The following is a 22,595-nucleotide window of genomic DNA, read 5'->3' on the forward strand; positions in this document are numbered from 1 at the left end:
ATGCCCCCGACGTCGTCGCTTACCAAACCCCTGGCCCCTTCGTGGGCCAATCGCTTTAAAGAGCAAAGCCTGGAGCGTGGCCGGCGTTACGCGCTGGAAAACCGCGTACGCATCGTCGAGGCCGGCGACAGCACCATTATTGCCAGTTGCGAAGGCTCGGGCGGCAACGTGTACCGTCAGACCATTTCGCTGCGCGAGTCGGCCAAAGGCGCGCTGCTTTTGGTGGACAGCCGCTGCACCTGCCCGGTGCACAGCAACTGCAAACACATCGCGGCGGTACTGCTCAAGGTACAGGAAACCCTGGCCTACCCCGCCGCCGCCCAGGACGCCGAACTGCTGGAAAAACTCCAGGCCGTACTGGATAACCGCGTCGTACTGCCGCAAGTGCCGATGGACGACGTCCAACCGGTGCCGCGCCTGTGGCTGGCCAGCGCCGAGTTCAGCGCGTTCGAACCGCGCAACGGCAAGATGCAGCGTTATATCCAGCACCGCGCGGCGTTATCCTTCAACTACCTGGGCAACTATGTCAGCGGACAGAAAAACGCCGACATCATTGTGCGCCAGGACACCCAGAGCCTGCGGATCAAGCGCCACCCCGAGGTGGAACAGGCCTACCGCGAACAGCTGCGCCTGCTGGGTTTCAAGATCGCCACACGCCAGAGCAAAGCCTTGCCGGAAAGCGCCGGCGAACTGTTCGAGATGGTCAATGACAGCGCCTGGCTGAACTTCACCCTCAACGCCGCGCCGACCCTGCGCGCCGACGGCTGGGAACTGCAGATTGACGACGACTTCGGTTTCGACCTCAGCGCGGTGGACGACTGGTATGCCACCGTCGATGAAGGTCCCGAACGGGATTGGTTCGACCTTGAGCTGGGGATTATCGTCAATGGCGAGCGGCTGAGCCTGCTGCCGATCCTGCTGAACCTGATGCGCTCCCACACCGAGCTCCTCAACCCGGAGAAAATCGCTCGGCGCCGTGATGACGAGCTGGTCCTGGTGAATATCCCCGGCCTGCCCAATGGCGGGCATGGCCCGCTGCAAGTGGCACTGCCCTACGGCCGCCTGAAACCGGTACTGGCTACCCTCGGTGAGTTTTACCTGCAGGAGCCCGGCACCACCGCGCTGCGCCTGGCCAAGGCCGATGCGATTCGCCTCAACCCGCTGGAAGACGTGCCTTTGCAATGGGAAGGCGGCGAGAAGATTCGCAACTTTGCCCAGCGCCTGCGGGACATCAAGGACTTCACCTGTGTGGCGCCCGAAGGCCTGAACGCGACCTTGCGGCCTTATCAGCTGGAAGGTTTGAGCTGGATGCAGTCGCTGCGCCAGTTGGAGGTGGGCGGCATTCTTGCGGATGACATGGGCCTGGGTAAAACCCTGCAGACCCTGGCGCATATCCTCAGTGAAAAGGCCGCCGGGCGCCTGGACCGGCCGTGCATGGTGGTCATGCCCACCAGCCTGATCCCCAACTGGTTGGACGAAGCGGCGCACTTCACCCCGCAACTCAAGGTGCTGGCGCTGTACGGCGCCACGCGTAAAAAACACTTCGCCAGCCTGCAGGACTACGATCTGCTGCTGACCACTTATGCGCTGCTGCCCAAGGACATCGAGCACCTGGCCGCCCTGCCCTTGCATGTGCTGATCCTCGATGAAGCCCAGTACATCAAAAACCCTTCCAGCAAGGCTGCCCAGGCCGCGCGCGAGCTGAATGCCCGGCAGCGTCTGTGCCTGAGCGGCACACCGCTGGAAAACCACCTGGGCGAACTATGGTCACTGTTCCACTTTCTGCTGCCGGGTTGGCTGGGCGACGTCAAAAGCTTCAACCGCGACTACCGCGTTCCCATCGAAAAACGCGCCAGCGAGGTACGACTGCAACACCTTAACGGTCGGATCAAACCCTTCCTGCTGCGCCGCACTAAGGAGCAGGTGGCCACTGAGCTGCCGCCCAAGACCGAGATCATTCACTGGGTCGACCTCAACGAGGCCCAGCGCGACGTGTACGAAACCATGCGCCTGGCCATGGATAAGAAAGTCCGCGATGAAATCACCCGCAAAGGCGTGGCGCGCAGCCAGATCATCATCCTTGAAGCGCTGTTGAAGCTACGCCAGGTGTGCTGTGACCTGCGCCTGATCAACGATGCGACCCTGCCCACTCGTGGCAGCAGCTCGGGCAAGCTCGACAGCCTGATGGAAATGCTCGAAGAACTGTTTGAGGAAGGCCGCCGGATCCTGTTGTTTTCCCAGTTCACCTCGATGCTGAGCCTGATCGAAGTGGAGCTGAAAAAACGCGGTGTCGCTTACGCGCTGTTGACGGGCCAGACTCGCGACCGACGCACACCCGTGAAGGATTTCCAGAGCGGCAAGTTGCAGATTTTTCTGATCAGCCTGAAGGCCGGCGGTGTGGGTCTGAACCTGACCGAGGCCGATACAGTGATTCACTATGACCCGTGGTGGAACCCGGCCACGGAAAACCAGGCGACCGACCGTGCTTATCGCATCGGCCAGGAAAAACCGGTCTTCGTGTACAAAATGATCGCGCGCGGCACCGTGGAAGAGAAAATCCAGCACCTGCAGAAGGAAAAATCCGACCTGGCGGCGGGGGTGCTGGATGGACGGACCACGGGAGATTGGCAGTTGGGCAACGAGGATATCGAGGCGTTGTTTGCGCCGTTGCCCAATAAGCAGGAAAAGCGCTAGATCAGCTGTGCATCCCGCAAAGCGCCAAGTGCGGTGAGCCAGCGCGGATCCTGTTTGTAGTCAGTCGAAGCAATCGCCTGCCCACGCATACGCGCGATGCGGGCCGATGGCGTGACCCTCATCCGCTGCGCCGCACTCAGCGCCAACTCGGCCGCCGCACGATCGTTGCACACCAGCCCCATGTCACAACCGGCGGTCAGCGCCGCCTCGATCCGGCTGGCCGCATCGCCGACCACATGGGCACCGGCCATCGACAGGTCATCGCTGAAAATCACCCCATCGAACTGCAACTCGCCGCGCAGGATGTCCTGCAACCAGCGGCGTGAGAAACCGGCGGGCTGGGCGTCCACCTGCGGGTAGATAACATGCGCCGGCATCACTGCCGCCAACTGCTTGCTCAGGCGTGCGAAAGGCACCAGGTCATTCGCGCGAATCTGCTCCAGGCTGCGTTCGTCATTGGGAATTGCGACGTGGGAATCAGCCTCAGCCCAGCCGTGGCCGGGAAAGTGTTTACCGGTGGCGGCCATGCCGGCGCTGTTCATGCCACGGATAAAGGCACCGGCGAGCACGGCGGCGCGCTCGGGGTTGCCCTCAAAGGAACGGGTGCCGACCACGGCGCTACGCTGGTAGTCCAGGTCCAGTACCGGGGCGAAGCTCAGGTCGAGACCGACCGCCAGCACTTCAGTGGCCATGATCCAGCCGCACTGCTCGGCCAGGTACTCGGCGTTGGGGTTGTCCGCCAACGCGCGCATGGCCGGCAGGCGCACGAAGCCTTGGCGCAGGCGCTGCACGCGCCCGCCTTCCTGGTCGACCGCCAGCAGCAGGTCCGGGCGCACCGCCCGAATGGCCGCGCTCAACTCACGGACCTGGCGTGGATGCTCGATATTGCGCGCAAAAATGATCAAGCCGCCCACCTCCGGCTGGCGCAACAGGTGGCGATCCTCAGCCGTGAGCCAAGTACCGGCCACGTCGACCATCAAAGAACCTTGCAGGGCAACTGTCATAAACCTTCCTTAAATAACGCACACAACCCGTTGCGCTCACTCGGTGCAAGGCACGCGGTGAGCACAACGGGTTGCGAATAATCAGCAGACATGAACATGGCGGCTAGCTTAGCGGATGCCAGTGGCCGCGCACACCCAGGGAGATCAAACCTTGGCGGGGGTGGGCACGGTTTTGCTGCGTGGGCGCAGTTGCGCGGCGGCCATGGTCGGGTCGGTCACGCCGGTTTCAGCGCGCATGCCGGCGGCAAGGAAGGGCACCATCAGGCGCATGACTTGCTCGATGGAGGTATTGACGCCGAAATCAGTCTCGGCAATTGCACGCAACGCCTTGATGCCGGACATGCTGAACGCCGCGGCCCCGAGCATGAAATGCACGCGCCAGAACAATTCGATCGGCGGAATACGCGGCGCGGCTTCGTTGACCAGCAACATATAGCGGCGAAAAACCTTACCGTACATATCTTCCAGGTACCGCCGCAGGTGGCCCTGGCTCTGGCTGAACGCCAGGCCGAGCAAGCGCATGAAGATCGACAAGTCATTGCCGCTGCGCGGTTGCACCACGAGCGCTTGCTCGACAAGAATTTCCAGCAGTTCTTCCAGGCTAGGCTTGTGATCGGCCTTGGCCTGGCGGCGCTCGAGCTCACGGTCGAGGCTGGCGCAGAAAGGCCCCAGGAAGCGCGAGAACACCGCCTGGATCAGGGCCTTTTTCGAGCCGAAATGGTAATTCACTGCCGCGAGGTTGACCCCGGCCTTGCTGGTAATCAGCCGCAATGAAGTTTCAGCAAATCCTTTTTCCGCGAACAATTGCTCGGCGGCATCGAGAATGCGTTCAACGGTTTCCGACTGGGCCATGGCTACTCCGCCTGACAAACACTTGTTTGAAACATACGTTTCAGGTTGTGTCTTGTCAAGCCTGGCAGGCCGTTTTCCGGCCGGGCAGTCATCGCTCCAAGCGCCATTTAATCACATCCGAACGGGTCTGTAGGTAGCGCTATCCAGCACTTGTAGGAAGGATGCATCACGACCGTCCAGCGGAGTGCTGAAAAAGGATGATTGCCAAGCGCAGTTCACTGTATATAATCCCAGTCACTGTATAAAAAGACAGAGCGATCAACATGCTAAAACTGACGCCACGCCAAGCTGAGATTCTGGCTTTTATCAAGCGCTGCCTCGATGACAACGGCTACCCGCCGACGCGAGCGGAAATTGCGCTGGAACTGGGGTTCAAGTCCCCCAACGCCGCCGAAGAACACCTAAAGGCCCTCGCACGCAAAGGCGCGATCGAGATGACCCCAGGTGCTTCGCGAGGCATTCGCATCCCAGGCTTCGAGGCCAAGGCCGACGAGTCGACATTGCCGATCATCGGGCGCGTCGCCGCCGGTGCGCCGATCCTGGCGCAGCAACACGTCGAAGAGTCCTGCAATATCAACCCGACCTTCTTCCATCCTCGCGCCGACTATTTGTTGCGAGTACATGGCATGAGCATGAAGGACGTCGGCATCTTCGACGGCGATCTACTGGCCGTGCACACCACCCGTGAGGCCCGCAATGGCCAGATCGTCGTGGCCCGTATCGGCGATGAAGTCACCGTCAAACGCTTCAAGCGCGAAGGCAGCAAGGTCTGGCTCCTGGCCGAGAACCCTGAGTTCGCCCCGATTGAAGTGAACCTGAAAGATCAGGACCTGGTGATCGAAGGCTTGAGCGTCGGCGTCATTCGCCGCTAGAGGAGGCACCATGCAGCTCGTACACACCCCACAACACACCCAACTGTCGCTGTTCGAGGCCTTCATGGCCCATCCCCTTGCGCCGATCCTCAAGGAAACGGTCGAGGCGCCCTGGAACGTCGAACCCGAGGCGTTCAGTGAGCTGTCGTTGCGCGGTGCTGCCGAGAGCTGCCTGAACCTGTTGGCGCCTATCCTGCGCAACTTGAGCGAAGAGCAGGACGCCCGCTGGCTGACCCTGATCGCCCCGCCCGCCAGCCTTACCCAGGCCTGGCTGCGGGAGGCCGGCCTCAACCGCGAACGTATCCTGTTGCTGCAACCGCGCGGCACACAAAGCGCTCAACAGCTGACGTGCGAGGCACTGCGCCTGGGCCGCAGCCACACCGTGGTCAGCTGGCTGAACCCACTGAGTGCCGCTTCCAGGCAACAACTGGTCAACGCCGCGCGCGTCGGCGATGCGCAGAGCCTGAATATTCGATTGGGATGAAGATTCCCCCATGCGGGCCATCCTCAGGAGGAGGCTCGTTGTGGTGGAGGGTGAAGGTAGGCGTGAAACGACGTGAGTGGTGAGCCTGCTTAATACCCCACCACAACACCATACGGCTTGAACAATCAGTGAAGTACTCGCGGTCCGTCTTCTTTCTCCGGCTCGCCTTCGGCCAGTCGCCCCGCCATCTGCACACCGACGCTCAACATGGCTTTTGCCACTTCCACATGCTGACCTTGCAGAAACACCTTGGCGTCCTCGGAAAAATCCAGAATAACCAGAGAGCCCTCGTCCTCAGCCCGGCGCAGTTCGATTCGGCCGTCAGGCAGTTCAACAATTTCCAGAAAGGACGTCGGCATAAAATCTGTTCTCCACGAAAGGCCGGGATTATATCAGTCATCCGCCCGGCCTCGCTGCGGATCTGAACAGGTTTCTTTACGGCTTGATGAACGGTGCTTTTTAAGTAAAAGCCGCTATTAACACTCGTTGAGCCCTTCACGAAAGCGCAGTGCCATCTTTTTCAGCGCTTGCCGCCAGCCTTCCAGCTCTTCCCGACTCAGGGGCTTGGGCTCCTCCTCTTCCAGCGCGACCGCTACGATCAGCGGTTGAGTGACGTCGCCTTTAGGTACATGGGGGACGCGGGGCGGCTGGAACATATCAGCATGGGCCTTGAGCAAACGCGCCACCCAGCTGTCGGGACTCTGAGCCATTTCTACCAGCTCGGCTAATTCGGGAATGGCCATAGACGCCAGCACTTCACTGTTCATGATCATTTCGGCACGCGGCGAACCCGCCTGGGGTAAGCGGTAGAACCCGGCGATTTCATGGCACAGCCCCAGCAAGGCGCCGTACAAGTGGAACAACGCCGCTTCTCGCCCCGCCTGGACCAGCGCGATGGCGTTCATCTCCTTCCCTTCCTCGGCACGACCGAGGGCTTCCAGGGACAAACCCGCGAAGTAAATTTTCTGATTGGTACGGGTATAGAGTTCGTGGGCCATAACGGCAATCTCCACAACGAATTAGGCGTGATGCTGGCTGAACAGTGTCACGGATCAGCCGAATCGACCGCAAGTGCAATAACCGCTGCTTGTGCAGGTCGGAACTCTACTTTCAGAAACCAAAAAAATCCAAATGTGGCAGGGGCTTGCCCCTCCCACACTGGATCTTCAGTGCATGCGAAAGATCAAGCGCCCTGGCGCTTGTCCTCGACCTTCCACTTGCCACCTTCGTAGAAGGCTTTCCAGCCGGTCGGCTTGCCATCCACTTCGGATTGCACGTACTGCTCCTTGGTCTTGCGGCTGTAGCGAATCACCGCTGGGCGACCGTCCGGGTCCTTCTTCGGTGCTTCACACAGGAAGTGGTACTTAGGATCGATCTCGTCCTTGTGCGGCACGATCTCCATCACCAACGGCGCGCGGGTCTCGCGGTTTTTCGGGAACTGACTGGCCGCCAGGAACAAGCCCGAGGCACCATCACGCAGGATGTAAGTGTCGTTGACCTTCTCGCACTTGAGCTCCGGCATTTTCACCGGGTCCATCTTCGGCGGCGCCGCGTCGCCGCTTTTCAGCAGTTTGCGGGTGTTTTTGCACGTCGGGTTGGTACAGCCGAAGAACTTGCCGAAACGGCCGGTCTTGAGCTGCATCTCACTGCCGCACTTGTCGCATTCCAGGCTCGGACCTTCGTAGCCTTTGATGCGGTAAGTGCCCTCTTCGATCTCGTAGCCGTTGCAATCCGGGTTGTTACCGCAGATATGCAGCTTGTGCTTCTCATCCAACAGGTAAGCATCCATCGCCGTGCTGCAGATTGGGCAGCGATGCTTGCCGCGCAGGACCAGCGATTCGGATTCACCTTCGTCGTCGGCGGCGATTTCATCGCCCGGCACCAGGTTGACCGTGGCCTTGCAGCGTTCTTTCGGCGGCAGGCTATAGCCCGAGCAGCCGAGGAAAACACCCGTGGACGCCGTGCGAATCTGCATCGGACGACCGCATGTCTGGCATGGAATGTCCGTCATCACCGGCTGGTTGGCACGCATGCCGTTTTCAGGGCTCTCGGCCACTTCGAGCTTCTTCTTGAAGTCGCCGTAGAACTCGTCCAGCACGTTTTTCCAGTCGCGCTCGCCCTGCGCCACATCGTCCAGGTTCTCTTCCATGCCGGCGGTGAAGCCGTAGTCCATCAGGTTGGAGAAGCTCTCGGAGAGACGCTCGGTAACGATGTCACCCATCTTTTCCGAATAGAAACGACGGTTATGCAGCGCCACGTAGCCACGGTCCTGGATGGTGGAAATGATCGCCGCGTAGGTCGACGGACGACCGATGCCGCGTTTTTCCATCTCTTTGACCAGGCTGGCTTCCGAATAACGCGCCGGCGGCTTGGTGAAGTGCTGGGACGGGTCAAGCTTGATCAGCTTCAACGTGTCGCCCTGGGCCATGTCCGGCAGCACATCGTCGTCGCCAGGCTTGGCGATCTGCGGCATCACGCGGGTGTAACCGTCGAACTTGAGGATACGGCCCTTGGCGCGCAACTCGAAATCCCCGGCGCCCACGCTGACGGTGGTGGACAGGTATTGCGCCGGCAGCATCTGGCAAGCCAGGAACTGGCGCCAGATCAGCTCGTAGAGGCGCTCAGCGTCGCGTTCCATGCCACTGAGCTTGCTTGGCTCGGTGTTGGCGTCGGAAGGACGAATCGCTTCGTGAGCCTCCTGGGCGCCTTCCTTGCTGCTATAGACGTTAGGCTTTTCCGGCAGGTACTTCTTGCCGAACTCGCTTTCGATATAGGTACGCGCCATCGCCACCGCATCCTGCGACAGGTTGGTGGAGTCGGTACGCATATAAGTGATGTAACCGGCTTCGTACAGACGCTGGGCCATCATCATGGTTTTCTTCACACCGAAGCCCAGGCGGTTGCTCGCGGCCTGTTGCAGGGTGGAGGTGATGAACGGTGCCGACGGCTTGCTGCTGGTAGGTTTGTCTTCACGCTTGACGATGCTGTAGCTGGATGCCTTGAGCTTTTCCAGCGCGGCCATGGCCTGGGCTTCGTTCAGCGGCTTGAAGGCTTCGCCTTTCTCACGAGCCACTTCGAAGCGCACATTGGCGCCCTTGGCGGTGCCCAGGTCGGCGTGGACTTCCCAGTACTCTTCAGGGATGAATGCACGGATCTCGCGCTCACGTTCCACCACCAGTTTCACGGCTACAGACTGCACACGGCCGGCGGACAGGCCTCGGGCGATCTTGGCCCACAGCAGCGGCGAAACCATGTAACCCACCACGCGGTCAAGGAAACGCCGCGCCTGCTGGGCATTGACGCGGTCGATATCCAGCTCGCCGGGCTTGGAGAAAGCTTCCTGGATGGCTTTCTTGGTGATCTCGTTGAACACCACGCGCTTGTAGCGGCTGTCGTCACCGCCGATGGCTTCCCGCAGGTGCCAGGCAATGGCTTCCCCTTCGCGGTCCAAGTCCGTCGCGAGATAGATGGTGTCAGCATCCTTGGCGAGCCGACGCAGCTCTTCGATCACCTTTTCCTTGCCCGGAAGGATTTCGTACTTGGCCTTCCAGCCATGATCCGGATCGACGCCCATGCGCGAGACCAGCTGCTTGCGCGCTTTCTCCTTGGGGCTGAGTACCGGACCTTCGCCTGCGGCGGCCTTGCCGCGCTTGGCGGCAGGCTCCTTGCTGGCGCTAGCCGAACCGCTGGTGGGCAGGTCTCGGATATGGCCGATACTCGACTTCACCACGTACTCGTTGCCCAAGTACTTGTTGATGGTCTTGGCCTTAGCCGGGGATTCCACAATGACCAGCGATTTGCCCATGGATCGGAAAATTCCTGAATTCGAGAAGTGAAAGGCAGTTGGCGCCTGACGCGGCAACGCTATATATAGTGGCAACCGGGTGAGGTCAAGCGCAGCATTCTGCGCGGCCTACGGTTATTGCCCTTTAAAAAGACTGGGTTCGGCCTGGACCAAAGCAAAGCGTGGGACCTGCTCGCCGTCAACCTCGACGCTTTCCAGGAACATGCTCAAGGGGCGCACCCAAAAGCCGTAATCGCCATACAGTGCTTGGTAAAACACGACTTGCTCTTCGGTCTCGGAGTGGCGCGCCACGCTGAAAACCCGGTACTGCGGACCTTTATAATGCTGGTAGAGCCCTGGTTCGACTTTCATGCTCTGGCCCCCTTACAAAATTTATAAAAAAAAAATTTAAAAATTCCAAAAAACAAAAACCGGGGCACTGGGCCCCGGCTTCCGTCAACCCAACGCTTAGACGCGTTCGAAGACGGTGGAAATGCCTTGGCCAAGACCAATGCACATGGTGGCTACCCCAAGGTTGCCGCCATTTTGCTTCATTACATTGAGCAACGTGCCAGAGATCCGCGCACCGGAGCAACCGAATGGATGGCCCAGGGCAATCGCACCGCCGTGCAGGTTAACCTTCTCATTCATCTTGTCGAGCACTTTCAAATCTTTCAGCACCGGCAGAGCCTGTGCGGCGAATGCTTCGTTGAGCTCGAAGAAGTCGATATCGCTGATGGAAAGACCCGCGCGCTTCAAGGCTTTCTGCGTCGCCGGTACTGGACCATAGCCCATGATCGCCGGGTCCACACCCGCCACCGCCATCGAACGAATCACCGCCAGCGGTTGGATCCCGAGGTCCTGGGCACGCTGCGCCGACATCACGATCATGCACGAGGCACCATCGGTGATTTGCGACGACGTGCCCGCCGTGACGGTACCGCCCTTCGGATTAAAGGCAGGCTTGAGGGCCGCCAGGCTTTCCAGGGTGGTATCCGGACGAATGGTCTCGTCGTAGTCGAACAGTTTCAGGAAACCGTTCTCGTCGTAGCCGTTCATCGGGATGATTTCATCCTTGAACTTGCCTTCCACGGTCGCCTTGTGAGCGAGTTGATGGGAACGCAGGCCGAAGGCATCCTGGGCTTCACGGGTAATGCCGTGCATTTTGCCGAGCATCTCCGCCGTCAGGCCCATCATGCCCGAGGCTTTGGCCGCGTACAGCGACAGATGCGGGTTCGGATCGACGCCGTGCATCATGCTGACGTGGCCCATATGCTCCACGCCACCGACCACGAATACATCGCCGTTACCGGTCATGATCGCCTGGGCGGCGGTGTGCAGCGCGCTCATCGACGAGCCGCACAGGCGGCTGACGGTCTGGCCGGCCGCAGTGTGGGGGATCTGAGTCATCAGCGACGCCATGCGCGCGATGTTCCAGCCCTGCTCCAGGGTCTGGTTGACGCAGCCCCAGATCACATCCTCGACTTCGTTCGGGTCGACCTTGGTGTTACGTTCCAGGACTTTGCTGATCAGGTGCGCCGACATGTCTTCGGCGCGGGTATTGCGGTGCATGCCGCCCTTGGAGCGGCCCATCGGCGTGCGACCGAAGTCGACAATCACGACGTCTCTTGGATTCAAGCTCATAAATATTCTCGCTCTAGTCGTCTGGGCGCTTAACCGAAGAAGCTCTGGCCGTTCTTGGCCATTTCACGCAGCTTCGCGGTCGGGTGGTACAGCGGGCCCAGCTCAGCGTATTGATCAGCCAGGGCAACGAACTCGGCCACACCGATCGAGTCGATGTAACGCAGCGCACCACCACGGAATGGAGGGAAACCAATACCGTACACCAGGCCCATATCGGCTTCGGCGGCAGTCTCGACGATGCCATCTTCCAGGCAACGCACGGTTTCCAGGCACAGGGCGATCATCATCCAGTTGATGATGTCCTCGTCGGACACTTCACGCTGCTCGTAGACGATCGGGGCGAGTACTTCGTGCACCGAAGGGTCGGCGACTTTCTTCTGCTTGCCCTTCTTGTCCGCCTCGTAGGCGTAGAAGCCCTTGCCGTTCTTCTGGCCCAGGCGCTTGGCGTCGTACAGCGCGTCAACAGCCGAGCGGCGGTCATCTTTCATACGGTCCGGGAAGCCTTCGGCCATCACGTCGCGACCGTGGTGGCCGGTGTCGATGCCAACCACGTCCATCAGGTAAGCCGGGCCCATGGGCCAGCCGAATTTTTCCATGACTTTATCGATGCGCACGAAGTCCACGCCGGCGCTGACCAGCTTGGCGAAACCGCCGAAGTAGGGGAACAGCACGCGATTGACCAGGAAGCCCGGGCAATCGTTGACCACGATCGGGTTCTTGCCCATTTTCTTGGCGTAGGCAACGGTGGTGGCCACCGCGTGCTCGCTGGACTTCTCGCCACGGATCACTTCCACCAGCGGCATCATGTGCACCGGGTTGAAGAAGTGCATGCCGACGAAGTTTTCCGGACGCTTGAGGGCCTTGGCCAGCAGCGAGATGGAAATGGTCGAGGTGTTGGAGGCCAGGATGGTGTTTTCCTTGACCTGCGCTTCCACTTCAGCCAATACGGCCTGTTTGACTTTCGGGTTTTCGACGACCGCCTCGACCACCAGGTCGACGTGGCCGAAATCACCGTAGGACAGCGTAGGACGAATGCCATTGAGCACTTCAGCCATTTTCGCTGCGGTCATACGACCTTTATCCACACGGCCCACCAGCAGTTTGGCGGCTTCCGCCAGGCCCTGCTCGATACCGTGTTCGTTGATGTCTTTCATCAGGATCGGCGTGCCTTTGGACGCCGACTGATAGGCGATACCGCCGCCCATGATACCGGCGCCGAGTACGGCAGCCTGCTTCACGTCGCTGGCGATTTCGTCGTAGGCCTTGGCCTTTTTCTTCAGCTCCTGATCGTTCAGGAACAGGCCGATCAGGCTCTGGGCAGCCGAGGTCTTCGCCAGTTTGACGAAGCCCGCCGCTTCCACTTCCAGGGCTTTGTCGCGACCGAAGTTCGCGGCTTTCTGGATGGTCTTGATGGCTTCAACCGGCGCCGGGTAGTTCGGGCCCGCCTGGCCAGCGACGAAACCTTTGGCGGTTTCGAACGACATCATTTGTTCGATGGCGTTGAGCTTGAGTTTTTCCAGCTTGGGCTGACGCTTGGCCTTGTAGTCGAATTCGCCACTGATGGCGCCTTTGATCAGGTTCAGCGCGGCCTCGGCCAGTTTGTCCGGGGCAACCACAGCGTCCACGGCACCGACTTTCAGTGCGTCTTCGGCACGGTTTTCCTTGCCGGCGGCGATCCACTCGATGGCATTGTCCGCACCGATCAGGCGCGGCAGGCGCACGGTGCCGCCGAAACCTGGGTAGATGCCCAGCTTCACTTCCGGCAGGCCGATTTTTGCGGTCGCCGACATCACACGAAAGTCAGCGGCCAGGCACATCTCCAGGCCACCACCGAGGGCGATGCCATTGATCGCGGCAACCGTCGGGACGTTGAGGTCTTCGAAATCGCTGAAAATCTTGTTGGCTTCGAGGTTGCCAGCCACCAGCTCGGCATCGGGCAGCTTGAAGTTGTCGACGAATTCGGTGATGTCAGCGCCGACGATGAACACGTCCTTGCCGCTGGAGACGATCACGCCCTTGACCGAAGCATCTGCTTTGATGGTGTCTACGGCCTGACGCAGTTCGTTCAGGGTTAGACGGTTGAACTTGTTGACGGACTCACCCTTGAGGTCGAATTTCAATTCGACGATGCCACTTTCAAGAGCCTTAACCGTGATGGCTTTACCTTCGTAAATCATCAACTGATCTCCACGATATGGAAGCTGAACAGTACACATCGGACGCTGGCCTCTGGTTGGACACTGACGGTGAGGTCAATGCTCATGCCAATCCGCCAGGCACACCCGCCAATGCGATAGTCGGGATTCTGTACGAGCGGTCTGACAGACAAACGCTCAATTCATACGCCCGTTTGATTTGGGTACGCCACCTTCATCCAATTCCGGGCAATTGTCAATCGCTCCAAAGGCTAGGAAAAACGCGACTTTCCAGTCATTTCAGAACCCCAACCTTAGGCCTGCGCCTCGTCAATATTCAATTATTCACGAAATCAATAGTCGGCAAGGGCGCGAAGGGTCGCGCAGTAAGCTCCCCGCTTAAAATGCCAACATGGGCATCAGGCCAACGCTTTAAGCAGCGCATCAATGTCCTGCAAAACCTTCGCGTCGCCCTTCTCGCCCCAATACAAGGCGATCATTTGCTTGTCGGCTTGGACTTTGTAGACATTGGCCGGCAACGTTGAAAAATGCGGCAACAACTTCTCATCCACGCACGGTTCACGCCATTGGTTGACCCACACCCCGGGCTCCAGTTGCCAGTAACTCCAGATCGCCGGCGCCGCGCCGCGCCGCGGCCGGCAGTATTGCGCGCACGGGCTTGGCGGCTCCTGCTTGAGCCAGTGCGGCCACTCCTGAGGTGCCAGTTGCATGGCCAGACCGATGCGACGCGCCTCCATGCGCAGGGCCATGCGCCCACTCTGATGACGCGACGGGCGCAGCCATGCCAGGGGGCTCAATACCACTACAAGGATTGACACCACTATCCAGACCGTCATATCTGTACTCCCGATTTTTCTGATGAGCGGATTTGACCTGACGCAACCCCATCCGCTTGAAACCAGCCATACTTAATTTATTGCAGTCCCCCTGGAGGAACGCCTCATGTCGTACGAACATATTCTGGTCGCTGTAGATCTGACCGAAGAGTGCGATCCAGTGATCAAGCGCGCACGAGCTTTCGCAGTCGCCAGCGGCGCCAAACTGTCCCTCGTGCATATCGTCGAACCCATGGCCATGGCCTTCGGCGGCGACGTTCCCATGGACCTTTCCCAACTGCAGCAGCAACAATTCGACCAGGCCAAGGAGCGTCTCGATCGCCTGATCGTCAAATATCCCGAAGTGACCAAGGAAAACTCCCACCTCACTTACGGCCAACCGCGTCAGGAGATCCACCACCTGGCCAAGGAACACGGCTGTGACCTGATCGTGGTCGGCAGCCATGGCCGCCACGGCCTGGCGTTGCTGCTCGGCTCTACTGCCAATGATGTGTTGCACGGCGCGCCGTGCGATGTGTTGGCGGTGAAGCTGGTTAAAAATACTTAAGGACGCTGAAGACCAAATGTGGGCGGGGCGGTGCGACGTGCCCCCTCCCCCATTTAAACCGTATTTCATATGAAAAAGCCCGGTGCTCATCAGATGAACACCGGGCTTTTTATGGCCTGTAGATCAATCAGGCATCCAATTCAGCCCAACGCTCGACCAACGCCTCCAACTCCTGATTCAACGTCTCCAGCGAAGCGATGACCTTGGCGGTTTCCGCCGCAGGGCGCAGATAAAAACCCGCGTCAGCCATTTGCGCTTCTACCGCGGCGATCTGCTGTTCCTTGGCATCGATATCACCGGGCAAGGCTTCCAGCTCACGCTGCAGCTTGTAGCTGAGTTTCTTCTTGGCGGCCGGTGCGGCTTCCTGCACCGGGGCAGCAGCTTCCACCGGAGCCACCACAGCGGAGGTCAGGTCGGCTTTGCCGGATTTGCTTTCGGTCACGCCCAGCAGACGCGCAGAGCCGCCCTGGCGCAGCCAGTCCTGGTAACCCCCGACGTACTCGCGCACCTTACCTTCGCCTTCGAACACCAGCGTGCTGGTCACCACGTTGTCGAGGAATGCCCGGTCGTGGCTGACCATCAGCACAGTGCCGTTGAAGGTCAACAGCACCTCTTCCAGCAGTTCAAGGGTTTCCACGTCCAGGTCGTTGGTCGGTTCGTCGAGCACCAGCAGGTTGGCCGGCTTGCTGAACAGCTTGGCCAGCAGCAGACGCGCACGCTCACCACCGGACAGGGCTTTTACCGGGGTACGTGCTCGCTGCGGGCTGAACAGGAAGTCGCCCAGGTAGCTCAGCACGTGGCGGCTCTGACCGTCGATGTCGATAAAGTCACGGCCTTCGGCCACGTTATCGATCACGGTTTTTTCCAGGTCCAACTGATGGCGCAGTTGGTCGAAGTAGGCCACATCGATGCGCGTGCCCTCTTCCACCGTGCCGCTGGTCGGTTTAAGACCATTGAGCATCAGCTTGAGCAAGGTGGTCTTGCCGGTACCGTTGGCGCCGAGCAGGCCAATACGGTCGCCGCGCTGCAGGACCATGGAGAAGTCTTTGATCAGGAACGGGCCGTCCGGGTGATGGAAGCTGACGTTCTCCAGCACCATCACCTGCTTGCCCGACTTGTCGGCGGTATCCAACTGGATATTGGCCTTGCCGGTACGCTCGCGACGTTCGCTGCGCTCAACGCGCAAGGCTTTGAGCGCACGCACGCGACCTTCGTTACGGGTGCGGCGCGCCTTGATGCCCTGGCGAATCCAGACTTCTTCCTGGGCCAGCTTCTTGTCGAACAACGCATTAGCAGTTTCTTCAGCGGCCAGCGCGGCTTCCTTGTGCACCAGGAAGCTGGCGTAGTCGCCGTTCCAATCGATCAGGCCGCCGCGATCCAGTTCCAGGATGCGCGTCGCCAGGTTCTGCAGGAAGGAACGGTCGTGGGTGATGAACAGCACCGCACCCTGGAAATCCTTGAGGGCTTCTTCCAGCCAGGCGATGGCGCCGATGTCCAGGTGGTTGGTCGGTTCGTCGAGCAGCAGCAGATCGGGTTCGGACACCAGCGCCTGGGCCAGCAGCACGCGGCGACGCCAGCCGCCGGACAATTCGGCGAGGGTCTTGTCGGCCGGCAGTTGCAGGCGGCTCAAGGTGCTGTCCACCAACTGCTGCAGGCGCCAGCCGTCACGGGCTTCAAGGTCCTGCTGGACATGCATCAGCTTGTCCAGGTCTTCCTCGGTGACGCAGTTCTGCGCCAGGTGATGGTATTGCGCAAGCAACTCACCGACACCGTCCAGGCCTTCGGCAACCACGTCGAACACAGTCCGTCCGTCGGCCACCGGCAGTTCCTGGGGCAATTCGCCGATCTTGAGGCCCGGCGCGCGCCACACGGAGCCGTCATCGGGCTTCTGATCGCCCTTGACCAGCTTCATCATGCTGGATTTGCCGGTGCCGTTGCGGCCGATGATGCACACCCGCTCACCACGGGCGATCTGCCAGGACACCTTGTCCAACAACGGCATAGCGCCGAAAGCAAGGGACACATCGCTGAATTTGAGCAGGGTCATACGCTTCTCCAAAAACTGGGCGCGCATTCTACCTGAGTTGAGGGTGGGATGCGGCCGGCATTTTCGCTGCCGACACGTTCTGTAGGACATTTCCGGCGAACTTGCAGGAAGCGCCCGGCAAAGCTTTCACCGGCCGCTGGCAAAAGGCTAAGCTAGGGGCAATCAGTGTCGGCGGTGCCGGTGCTAGTCGTGATTTCTTTGCACGGACGTCTCATGCGCAGTCGCCTTTTCAACTTTTTATCTTGTCTGCTTCTTTCCGCCACCGCCGTTCAATCCGCCCAGGCCGTGGACCTCACCACCCAACGTCAATATTACGATGAAGCCAAACGCGCCCTGGCCAAAGGCGATACCGGCCCCTACATGCAATACAGCCAGGCCCTGGCCGATTACCCGTTGACGCCATATCTGGCCTACGACGAGCTGACCGCACGCCTGAAGACCGCCAGTAACGAGGAAATCGAACAGTTCCTAGCCAAGAACGGCGACCTGCCCCAGGCCAACTGGATGAAGTTGCGCTGGTTGCGCTGGCTGGCCGATCGGGGCGACTGGCAGACGTTTGAAAAGTATTACGACCCCAAACTCAATTTCGTTGAACTGGACTGCCTGCACGGCCAGTACCAGCTCACACACAACTTGAAGGCGGAAGGTTACAAAACCGCCGAAAAACTGTGGATGACCGGCAAATCCCAGCCGGCCGCCTGCGATGTCACCTTTGGTCAATGGGCCGCCGACGGCCAACTTACCGAACAGAAAATCTGGGACCGCGCCAAGCTGGCCGCCGAAGCACGCAACTACGCCCTGGCCAACAGCCTGGTGAAAACTCTGCCGACCCTCGGCGCCCAAGGGCGTCTGATGGTGGACGTGGCCCAAAAGCCGGACATGCTCAGCGACCCGTCGCGCTTCCTGCCGGCCACCGAGGCGATGTCCGACGCCGTGGGCCTGGGCCTGCGTCGCCTGGCCCGTCAAGACCCGGACAAGGCCATGGCGCTGCTGGATGGCTATGCCAGCAGCATGCACTTCTCACGTGACGAAAAAGTGGCGATCGCCCGCGAAATCGGGCTGACCCTGGCCAAACGCTTCGACCCTCGCGCGCTTGAAGTAATGACCCAATACGACCCGGAGCTGCGCGACAACACCGTTTCCGAATGGCGCCTGCGCCTGTTGCTGCGTCTGGCTCGCTGGGAAGATGCCTACCAGCTGACCCGCAAACTCCCGCAGGACCTGGCCACCAGCAACCGCTGGCGCTACTGGCAGGCCCGCAGCCTGGAGCTGGCCGAGCCGAAAAACCCGCAAGCGCTGGTGCTGTATAAAAATCTGGCTCAGGAACGGGATTTCTACGGTTTCCTTGCCGCCGATCGCTCCAAGGCCCCCTACCAGTTGAAAAACAAGCCACTGTTGATGAGCCAGGCGCTGGTCAACAAGGTACGCAACACCCCCGGCGTACGCCGCGCCCTGGAATTCTATGCGCGAGGCCAGGTGGTCGACGGGCGCCGCGAGTGGTACCACGTCAGCCGTCATTTCAACCGCGACGAAATGGTCGCCCAGGCCAAGCTGGCCTACGACATGAAGTGGTACTTCCCGGCCATCCGCACCATCAGCCAGGCGCAGTACTGGGACGACCTGGACATTCGTTTCCCGATGGCTCACCGCGACACCCTGGTGCGTGAGGCCAAGGTACGGGGGCTGCATTCAAGCTGGGTGTTCGCCATTACCCGCCAGGAAAGCGCCTTCATGGACGACGCCCGCTCCGGCGTCGGCGCCAGCGGCCTGATGCAGCTGATGCCCGGCACCGCCAAGGACACCGCGCGCAAGTTCAGCATCCCGCTGGCCTCACCGGCCCAAGTGCTGGACCCGGATAAAAACATCCAACTGGGCGCCGCTTACTTGAGCCAAGTGCACAGCCAGTTCAATGGCAACCGCGTGCTCGCCTCCGCCGCCTACAACGCCGGCCCCGGCCGAGTACGCCAGTGGCTGCGCGGGGCCGATCACCTGAGTTTCGACGTATGGGTGGAGAGCATCCCGTTTGACGAAACCCGCCAATACGTGCAGAACGTGCTGTCTTATTCGGTGATCTACGGGCAGAAGCTCAACTCGCCGCAGCCGTTGGTGGATTGGCATGAGCGGTATTTTGATGATCAGTGAACGCTGAAGCAGTCGCCCGCTGAAGCGCCAAGATAAGTGCCCGCATTGGACCATGCGGGCATTTTTTATGGAGGGTCGATTCCACACGTTCCCCATCCTGTGGCAGGGGAGCTGATCACCGCCAACAATCGCCTAACTGGCCGACTCTTCCCCATCACTGAACTGCAACGCCGCCAACCGCGCATACAGTGGATTGCTCGCAATCAACTGCTGATGGGTGCCCACCGCCACCAGCTTGCCCTGGTCCATCACGGCGATGCGATCAGCGTTCTTCACCGTCGCCAACCGATGCGCGATAACCAGCGTGGTACGGCCCTGCATCAACTGCGGCAACGCTTGCTGGATCAGGTGTTCGCTTTGGGCGTCGAGTGCGCTGGTGGCTTCGTCCAGCAGCAGGATCGGCGCGTCCACCAGCAGCGCGCGGGCGATGGCCAGGCGTTGACGCTGGCCGCCGGAGAGGCCCAGGCCGCCATCACCGAGGTGGGTCTGGTAGCCGTCGGGCATTTGCAGGATGAAGTCGTGGGCGTGGGCGATCCGAGCGGCGGCTTCGACCTGCTCGCGGGTGGCATCCGGGTTACCGTAGCGGATGTTCTCCTCGACACTGCCGAAAAACAGCGCCGGGCTCTGGGATACCAGGGCGAAGTGGCGGCGCAGGTCCGTTGGATCGAGGTTGGTCAACGGTTGGCCTTCAAGCAGGATGCGGCCCTGCAGGGGGTCGTAGAAGCGCAGCAACAGGTCGAAGAGCGTCGATTTACCTGCACCGGAGGGGCCTACCAGCGCCAGGGTTTCGCCGGTGTTGACGGTCAGGTTCAGGCCATCGATGGCGTAGCTGTCCGGCCGCGAAGGGTAGGCAAAACGCAGATCCTGCAGCTCCATGCGGCCACTGACCCGTTCTGGAAGCGTTACGAGGCCCGTGGCGGGCGCCTGGATTTCGTTGTTCGACTGCAACAGCTCGCCGATGCGTTCCGCCGCACCGGCGGCGCGCTGCAGCTCGCCGAGCACTTCACTCAGGGTGCCGACGGCGCTGCCGACGATCAGGCTGTAGAACACGAATGCCGCCAGTTCGCCGCCGGAGATGCGCCCGCTGATCACGTCCATGCCACCGACCCACAGCATCACGCCCACGGCACCGAGCACCAGCATGATCACCAGGGTAATCAGCCAGGCACGCTGGGCAATGCGTTTGCGCGCGGTGTTGAACGCCTGTTCGACGGTGACGGCAAAACGCTGCTCATCCTGTACTTGGTGGTTGTAGGCCTGAACCGTCTTGATCTGGCCGAGGGTCTCAGCCACATAGCTGCCCACGTCGGCGATGCGGTCCTGGCTCTGGCGCGACAGGCTGCGCACACGCCGACCGAAGATCAGGATCGGCGCCAGCACCAGCGGCAGTGCCACCACCACGATGCTGGTGAGTTTGGGGTTGGTGACAAACAACAGCACGATGCCGCCGATGACCATCAACGCGTTGCGCAGGAACAACGACAGCGACGAGCCGATCACTGACTGCAACAAGGTGGTGTCCGTGGTCAGCCGCGACTGGATTTCCGAGCTGCGGTTGTTCTCGTAGAAACCGGGGTGCAGATAGATCAAATGGTTAAACACCTGCCGGCGAATGTCCGCCACCACTCGCTCGCCGATCCACGACACCAGATAAAACCGCGCGAAGGTGCCGACCGCCAGCCCCACAACCAACAGCATAAACAGGCCGATGGACTGGTTGAGCAGGTGCGGTGACTGGGTCATGAAACCCTGGTCCACCAGGAGACGGATACCCTGCCCCATGGACAGGGTAATGCCGGCGGTGACGATCAGCGCCACCAGGGCACCGAAGGCCTGCCAGCGGTAGGGCGCAATGAAGCGGCTGGCCAGGCGAATCGCGCGGCGTTGTCGGACTGAGAGCATGGAGGGTGTCACCGATGAGGAACCTGTACACACCCACATGGGGGGAACTTGGGCGAATAACAATGAGTCAGGTTAATTATGCCCGCCGATACTGGCCACTAGATGCTATCGGTCTAACGCCCGGCTGGAAATCCTTGGCGGTTTCTGGTGGACTGGTCGTTCGAACCGGTGATCTTGTAAGGAGTTGTAATAGCTCGGTCACGCGGGGGAATTAAAGTAGGTACACAACCTGATGAGGAGACAGGCCATGTCCTTGCAACACAGCAGCGATGCCAAGATTGACGTAATCCGCCAGCCACAGGCGTTGCCTTGCTCGTACATCGACGCCAAGGGTGACGAAGTGCAGATTACCGAAGAAATGATCCAGCGCGCCTGCAGCGAGCTGGAACAGCGACTGGTCAAGCCTGCCCAGCAAGGCTGAAACGCCCACGCTCTTTCAGACCCGGCCCCGGTGGCCGGGTTTTTTATGCGCCACGTTCCTACAGCTGTTGGGCGCCCAAGGCATTGACAATGCGCGCCAGCTCTGCCGACTCGCCGTTGAACCGCACCTTGAGCCCCTCGATCTCGCGACGCTGCGGGTAATGTTTGCGCAGCCGGTCAAAGGCCAGGCGCTGCTCCTGCACCGTGCCGACCAGGCTACGGCGAAAATCCGCGTCGTCACGGCGCGGGTCGTACACGCTGCGACATAAGGTCGCCAACGCCCAGGCCGGCTCCGTGACTGGGTTCAGGTGCACTTCGGCCAGCCACGGAGGCGGCAGCAGATCGCTCAGCTGAATGCTCGGTGCCTGGCCCAGATGGGCACAAAACGCCTGATAGATCTGCGCCGTGCCGCGTTGTTTGCCGTCCAGGCTGTAACCGGCGATATGCGGCGTGGCCAGCACGCACAGGTCGGCGAGTGCCACGTCGACTTCAGGCTCGCCTTCCCACACATCCAGCACGGCTTGCAGGTCTTCGCGCGCCAGCAGCACCTCGCGCAGCGCGGCGTTGTCCACCACCGGGCCACGGCTGGCGTTGATGAGCCAGGCGCCGGGCCTGAGCTGGTTGAGACGCTGACGGTCGAACAGGTGCCAGGTAGAGCCGTTGCCGGACTTGATCAGCGGCGTGTGCAGGCTGATCACATCGCACTGCTCGATGATCTGCGCCAGGCTGACGTAGTCGCCGTCCTCGGCGATCTGGCGCGGCGGATCGCACACCAGCACATTCCAGCCCAGGCCCTTGAGCACCTGAACCAGGCGCCCGCCCACTTCACCGGCGCCGACCACACCGTAGGTGCGCCGGGTGAGGTCCACACCTTCGATCTCGGCCAGGGTCAGCAGGCTGCCCAGCACATAGTCCACGACGCCGCGGGCATTGCAGCCGGGGGCGCTGGCCCACTGGATACCGGCCTGCTTGAAGTAATCCAGGTCCAAATGGTCGGTGCCGATGGTGCAGGTGCCGACAAACCGCACCGATGTGCCTTGAAGCAAAGCGCGGTTGACGTTGGTCACCGAGCGTACCAGCAGCACATCGGCCTGCTCGACGGTCGCGCGGTCGATGGAACGGCCGGGCACACGGCGAATCTCGCCGAACCCTTGGAAGAATGCGTCGAGCAGGGGGATATTTTCGTCGGCAACAATCAGCATGGCGGGCTC

18 protein-coding genes are annotated in these 22,595 nt (G+C 60.7%); 6 read left to right on the plus strand and 12 right to left on the minus strand.

Annotation, left to right across the window (positions count from 1 at the left end):
- Entirely contained in the window at window positions 1–2,694 is a 2,694-nt protein-coding gene (locus OSC50_RS16760; protein WP_266248494.1) for a DEAD/DEAH box helicase, read from the plus strand.
- On the opposite strand, the gene nagZ is transcribed toward OSC50_RS16760, so the two are convergent.
- On the minus strand, window positions 2,691–3,698 hold the full coding sequence (nagZ, locus tag OSC50_RS16765; RefSeq protein ID WP_266248492.1) for a beta-N-acetylhexosaminidase: 1,008 nt from the start codon (window positions 3,696–3,698) through the stop codon (window positions 2,691–2,693). The two genes, OSC50_RS16760 and nagZ, sit on opposite strands and share 4 nt — an antisense overlap.
- Window positions 3,699–3,842: 144 nt before the next feature.
- Window positions 3,843–4,550, minus strand: a complete 708-nt coding sequence (locus OSC50_RS16770; RefSeq protein WP_181078064.1) for a TetR/AcrR family transcriptional regulator — start codon at window positions 4,548–4,550, stop codon at window positions 3,843–3,845.
- Between the two features lie 263 nt (window positions 4,551–4,813).
- Here OSC50_RS16770 and lexA point away from each other — a divergent pair, with 263 nt between their 5' ends.
- Entirely contained in the window at window positions 4,814–5,422 is a 609-nt protein-coding gene (gene lexA, locus OSC50_RS16775) for a transcriptional repressor LexA (protein ID WP_003172575.1), read from the plus strand.
- Window positions 5,423–5,432: 10 nt separating this feature from the next.
- Window positions 5,433–5,906, plus strand: coding sequence for an SOS-induced cell division inhibitor SulA (gene sulA, locus OSC50_RS16780; protein ID WP_181078063.1), 474 nt, complete (start codon window positions 5,433–5,435; stop codon window positions 5,904–5,906).
- Between the two features lie 125 nt (window positions 5,907–6,031).
- Here the strand turns inward: sulA and OSC50_RS16785 are convergent, their stop codons facing one another.
- From OSC50_RS16785 to OSC50_RS16815, 7 genes are all read right to left on the minus strand, one after another.
- Window positions 6,032–6,265: a hypothetical protein gene (locus OSC50_RS16785; protein ID WP_010212068.1), complete on the minus strand. Its 234-nt coding sequence runs from the start codon at window positions 6,263–6,265 to the stop codon at window positions 6,032–6,034.
- 117 nt (window positions 6,266–6,382) lie between these two features.
- Complete coding sequence (locus tag OSC50_RS16790) at window positions 6,383–6,904, minus strand: DUF6586 family protein (protein ID WP_181078061.1); 522 nt, start codon at window positions 6,902–6,904, stop codon at window positions 6,383–6,385.
- A gap of 185 nt (window positions 6,905–7,089) precedes the next feature.
- Complete coding sequence (gene topA, locus OSC50_RS16795; RefSeq protein ID WP_253511294.1) at window positions 7,090–9,711, minus strand: type I DNA topoisomerase; 2,622 nt, start codon at window positions 9,709–9,711, stop codon at window positions 7,090–7,092.
- A gap of 114 nt (window positions 9,712–9,825) precedes the next feature.
- Window positions 9,826–10,062, minus strand: coding sequence for a DUF1653 domain-containing protein (locus OSC50_RS16800; RefSeq protein ID WP_181078057.1), 237 nt, complete (start codon window positions 10,060–10,062; stop codon window positions 9,826–9,828).
- A gap of 96 nt (window positions 10,063–10,158) precedes the next feature.
- The gene (gene fadA / locus OSC50_RS16805; protein WP_266248484.1) at window positions 10,159–11,334 is read right to left on the minus strand and encodes an acetyl-CoA C-acyltransferase FadA; all 1,176 of its coding nucleotides are present in this window, start codon (window positions 11,332–11,334) and stop codon (window positions 10,159–10,161) included.
- A gap of 29 nt (window positions 11,335–11,363) precedes the next feature.
- Entirely contained in the window at window positions 11,364–13,511 is a 2,148-nt protein-coding gene (gene fadB, locus OSC50_RS16810; RefSeq protein ID WP_266248482.1) for a fatty acid oxidation complex subunit alpha FadB, read from the minus strand.
- A 377-nt stretch (window positions 13,512–13,888) separates the two neighbouring features.
- Window positions 13,889–14,326 (minus strand): hypothetical protein, encoded by a 438-nt coding sequence (locus tag OSC50_RS16815; RefSeq protein ID WP_181078053.1) that lies wholly within the window; start codon window positions 14,324–14,326, stop codon window positions 13,889–13,891.
- Window positions 14,327–14,432: 106 nt separating this feature from the next.
- On the opposite strand from OSC50_RS16815, the gene OSC50_RS16820 reads away from it, so the two are divergent.
- Entirely contained in the window at window positions 14,433–14,873 is a 441-nt protein-coding gene (locus tag OSC50_RS16820) for a universal stress protein (RefSeq protein WP_181078051.1), read from the plus strand.
- Window positions 14,874–15,000: 127 nt separating this feature from the next.
- On the opposite strand, the gene OSC50_RS16825 is transcribed toward OSC50_RS16820, so the two are convergent.
- Window positions 15,001–16,920, minus strand: coding sequence for an ATP-binding cassette domain-containing protein (locus OSC50_RS16825; RefSeq protein ID WP_253511287.1), 1,920 nt, complete (start codon window positions 16,918–16,920; stop codon window positions 15,001–15,003).
- Between the two features lie 213 nt (window positions 16,921–17,133).
- Between OSC50_RS16825 and OSC50_RS16830 the strand changes: the two genes are divergently transcribed.
- Entirely contained in the window at window positions 17,134–19,062 is a 1,929-nt protein-coding gene (locus OSC50_RS16830; protein ID WP_181078048.1) for a transglycosylase SLT domain-containing protein, read from the plus strand.
- 132 nt (window positions 19,063–19,194) lie between these two features.
- On the opposite strand, the gene OSC50_RS16835 is transcribed toward OSC50_RS16830, so the two are convergent.
- A complete protein-coding gene (locus OSC50_RS16835) occupies window positions 19,195–21,003 on the minus strand; it encodes an ABC transporter transmembrane domain-containing protein (RefSeq protein WP_266248477.1) in 1,809 nt (602 codons plus the stop codon).
- A gap of 208 nt (window positions 21,004–21,211) precedes the next feature.
- Between OSC50_RS16835 and OSC50_RS16840 the strand changes: the two genes are divergently transcribed.
- Window positions 21,212–21,385 (plus strand): PA1571 family protein, encoded by a 174-nt coding sequence (locus OSC50_RS16840; RefSeq protein ID WP_181078044.1) that lies wholly within the window; start codon window positions 21,212–21,214, stop codon window positions 21,383–21,385.
- Window positions 21,386–21,443: 58 nt separating this feature from the next.
- On the opposite strand, the gene pdxB is transcribed toward OSC50_RS16840, so the two are convergent.
- Window positions 21,444–22,586, minus strand: a complete 1,143-nt coding sequence (gene pdxB / locus OSC50_RS16845; RefSeq protein ID WP_266248474.1) for a 4-phosphoerythronate dehydrogenase PdxB — start codon at window positions 22,584–22,586, stop codon at window positions 21,444–21,446.
- Window positions 22,587–22,595 lie beyond the last annotated feature (9 nt).

The sequence above is a fragment of the Pseudomonas quebecensis genome, from assembly GCF_026410085.1.
GTDB classification, from domain to species: domain Bacteria; phylum Pseudomonadota; class Gammaproteobacteria; order Pseudomonadales; family Pseudomonadaceae; genus Aquipseudomonas; species Aquipseudomonas quebecensis.